Annotated in this window: 2 protein-coding genes; both read right to left on the bottom strand. The window is 66.4% G+C overall.

What is annotated here, in order from left to right; translation table 11 throughout:
• Positions 1–2035, bottom strand: a 2035-nt coding sequence (locus G3T14_RS23610; protein ID WP_246733525.1) for a host specificity factor TipJ family phage tail protein, incomplete at its 3' end; no start/stop codon positions are given.
• 3 nt (positions 2036–2038) lie between these two features.
• On the bottom strand, positions 2039–2440 hold the full coding sequence (locus tag G3T14_RS23605; RefSeq protein ID WP_163644927.1) for a glycoside hydrolase: 402 nt from the start codon (positions 2438–2440) through the stop codon (positions 2039–2041).
• Positions 2441–2911 lie beyond the last annotated feature (471 nt).

The raw sequence follows: 2911 nt of genomic DNA, 5'->3' as shown, positions 1-2911 counted from the left end.
CCACGCCCGCGCGGCGGCGGGCGTCGAGGAACCACGGGTCGACGAGGATGGAATCGCCGCGCTTGTAGATCCGGCCTTCCATCTCGACGCCGAAGGGCGCTGTCTGCCGCCGAAAGGCGCCAGCTGCAGCCCGCCACTTCGTCAGGTGGCTGGCGTGGGCGAACGACCGGACACCGGTCCAGCGCTGGCGTGTTGGCGTGAGGGAGGCCTCACCGTAGATCGCGGTCGTCTGGTTTGGGTTGCGATAGTCCCCGTCCTGGTCGAACTCGCCGATAACGTGACCGGCGCCGGCCGCCGTATCGAGATCGAACACCAGCTGCGTCGACCCCTTCAGCATCTGCCGAGGCGTGATGACGTGGCGGCGCACGGACTTCGGCTCATCGCGCACCAGCGACCAGTACCGGCCGAGATGGACCGGCTCGGCCCGCATCGGCAGGAGCGCAGTAGCCGCGGCCTCGTAGACCGAGACCGGTCCACGGATCGTCCCGTCGAAGGTGTCGAACTCGGTGAGCAGATTCGCGTAGCCGAGCGCCGTGCCGAGATCGAGTTGGCTGTCGGGGATCGCTCCGCCGTAATCCTGGTTGCGCATGATGTCGAGGAAGGCCCAGACCGCCTTCGATGTCTCCACCTCCGCCCAGGCGTTGCCGGTCCACACCGGGATAATCGCGGCGGCATCGACCTCGATCTCACCGAAGGCTGCGGCCTGGCTGCCCTTGGTCGCGTAGATCCGCAGGCAGACCTCGGTGACGCCAGGACGGATCGCGGCGTCGGCGACCCAGCCCGAGGCCGCATCCCACTGCGCCGCATCGATCGTGGCGTTGCCCGTGGTGCTATTGCTGGTGTCGGGCTGAATGTTACGGCCGCGCACCGCGTAGCGGCCGGGAGGCACATCCTTGAACCGGGTATATCGCAGTGGGTGGGTCGCGAACCGCGCACCCTCCGCGCCGGAGTTGCCGTTGTAGAGCACCTGCCACGGGCCGACGATGGCGCCGCTCTCGTCGATGGCCGCGTATTCGAAATAGACCGCCCAGGCGCCTGGCTGGTTGGCACGCGTCGTCCCGCTCTTGAGGAAGTCGGTGCGGGCGATGCCCTGCGGAAATTGAAAGTCCACCTGCAGGCGGCTGACCAGGGCCCCACGCTGGTTGATGAAGAACGGCCCGGCCACGGACGGGATCTCTGCCGGACGCGGCAACATTCCGCCGACACCCGCCGCGGCGATATTGGAGTTGGGCACCAACGTCGAGGCCGTGCCGTTGACGAACTCGACAGCGTTCCGAGCGTCGTCGAACGGTGCGAGAAAGCCGCCACCTTCCGTCCAGATCGCCTGCTTGCCGGCGCGGATGGCATAAGGCCGATACCGCCCGAGCCCGATGGTCTGGCGCTTGAACAGGATCTGGTCGTCACCGTCGTACTGGCTGAAATCCGGCTGTGACAGGTCCGGCTTCATCCACGACCGACCATAGCCGCGCGGGATACGATCCCCGGGCTTCGGCAAATTGCCGCCGCCGGCCACACCGTAAATCTGTGTCGTGTCGGTGGCCTGCTTATTGGCCTTCGAGCGCGAGGCCAGGCCGAGCAGCGCCGACCCACCGAGGACGAGGCCCGCGGTGATGAGGGTGCCGGCGATTGCCGAACCACCGAAGAACGCGCCAGCCGCCAAGCCGCCGAGAGGTCCGGCGAACGCCACCAACGCCACGGCCGCGATGCCGAGCGCGATGCTGAGCGGAGACTTCTTCGAGCCACCCGAGGACGCGCCGCCGCCGCCACGCGGTAGGTAGACGACCACCACGATGGCATCGGCCGGCAGGTAGCGGCGCGGCCACGGCTTGACGTTGCCAGCCTTGTCTCGCCCACGCACCACCCACGCCTCTTCGATGGGCTGGAGCGGATCACGGGCGCGCTGCACCGCCACCATGTGCGGCCGTGAGCGATCCACGTGCCGGCCGATCACCTGCGAGAGGCGGCGCCGATCCGAGGCAAGCGCTTGCGGCGGCGCAAGTTGCTTGCCCGCGGCGTTCAGGGTGAGAAGGTGCATTGGCTACCGGATCGGGACGTAGAACTCGGTCCGCCAGTTGCGGACGGTTAATTCGAACAGGCTGTCGAAGGTCACCCCGTGATCCTCGTCGGTGTGGAAGACGCCGCCGAGATCGAGGTTGAGGTACGTGCCGGCATGAATCGCGCGGGCATGAGCGCCCGGCTTGTGCATCAGGACGATGGCGCCGTTCTGCGGTTGGCCGACCTCCCGCCAGTTCTGGCGTTCCGTGTGGCCGTGGAAGGCCCGGACCAACTCGCGCGCGTTCAGCGCTCCCTCAATCAGCACCGCCGGCACGTCGCGGCCGAAGAGATCGCGCTGCGTCTCGCGGACTAAATTCCAGCAGTGCTCAGTGGCGGTGTAGGGGCTACCCTGGCGAGCAGAGACGTAGGCGGCGGCTTCCGTCACGCGACCGCAACGTGCCGATGGGCGACATGGCTATCCCGATCGAGAATAAATAACGTTGGGCATTTCTGCCCGTTCTCATATCGAAATTCAAAGCTATACGGTCCCCGCAATAGCGGTAGGTTGAGCACCGCTGGTTCCGCGACTGGGGCGGCCGGGGTACTTGCAACAGCAAATGCAGCGGGCGCCGCGATCGGCGCAACGCCGAGCAGCCGCAAGATGGAGCGACGGTTCATGGTGTCTCTCTCGATGGGGGGAAGAAGGTAGGCTGGATAGCCTTGTGCGGCTCGCCCGGCCCGTTCAGCATCGGAGGTGCCAACCGAACCGATGGTGAATGCTGATGCTCGACGTTCTACCGATCATGTTTCGAGACCGTCTCGGGCAGATCAGCGGGGAATATGCCCGCTCATCCCCACTCTTAGCCCGTCTTATTCATCAGGCTGTTGCGGACGGTGGGTTCTGGGCTGATGGCGA

This window comes from Methylobacterium sp. BTF04 (assembly GCF_010692745.1).
Taxonomy (GTDB): domain Bacteria; phylum Pseudomonadota; class Alphaproteobacteria; order Rhizobiales; family Beijerinckiaceae; genus Methylobacterium.
This window is presented reverse-complemented; position numbering and strand designations above follow the sequence as displayed.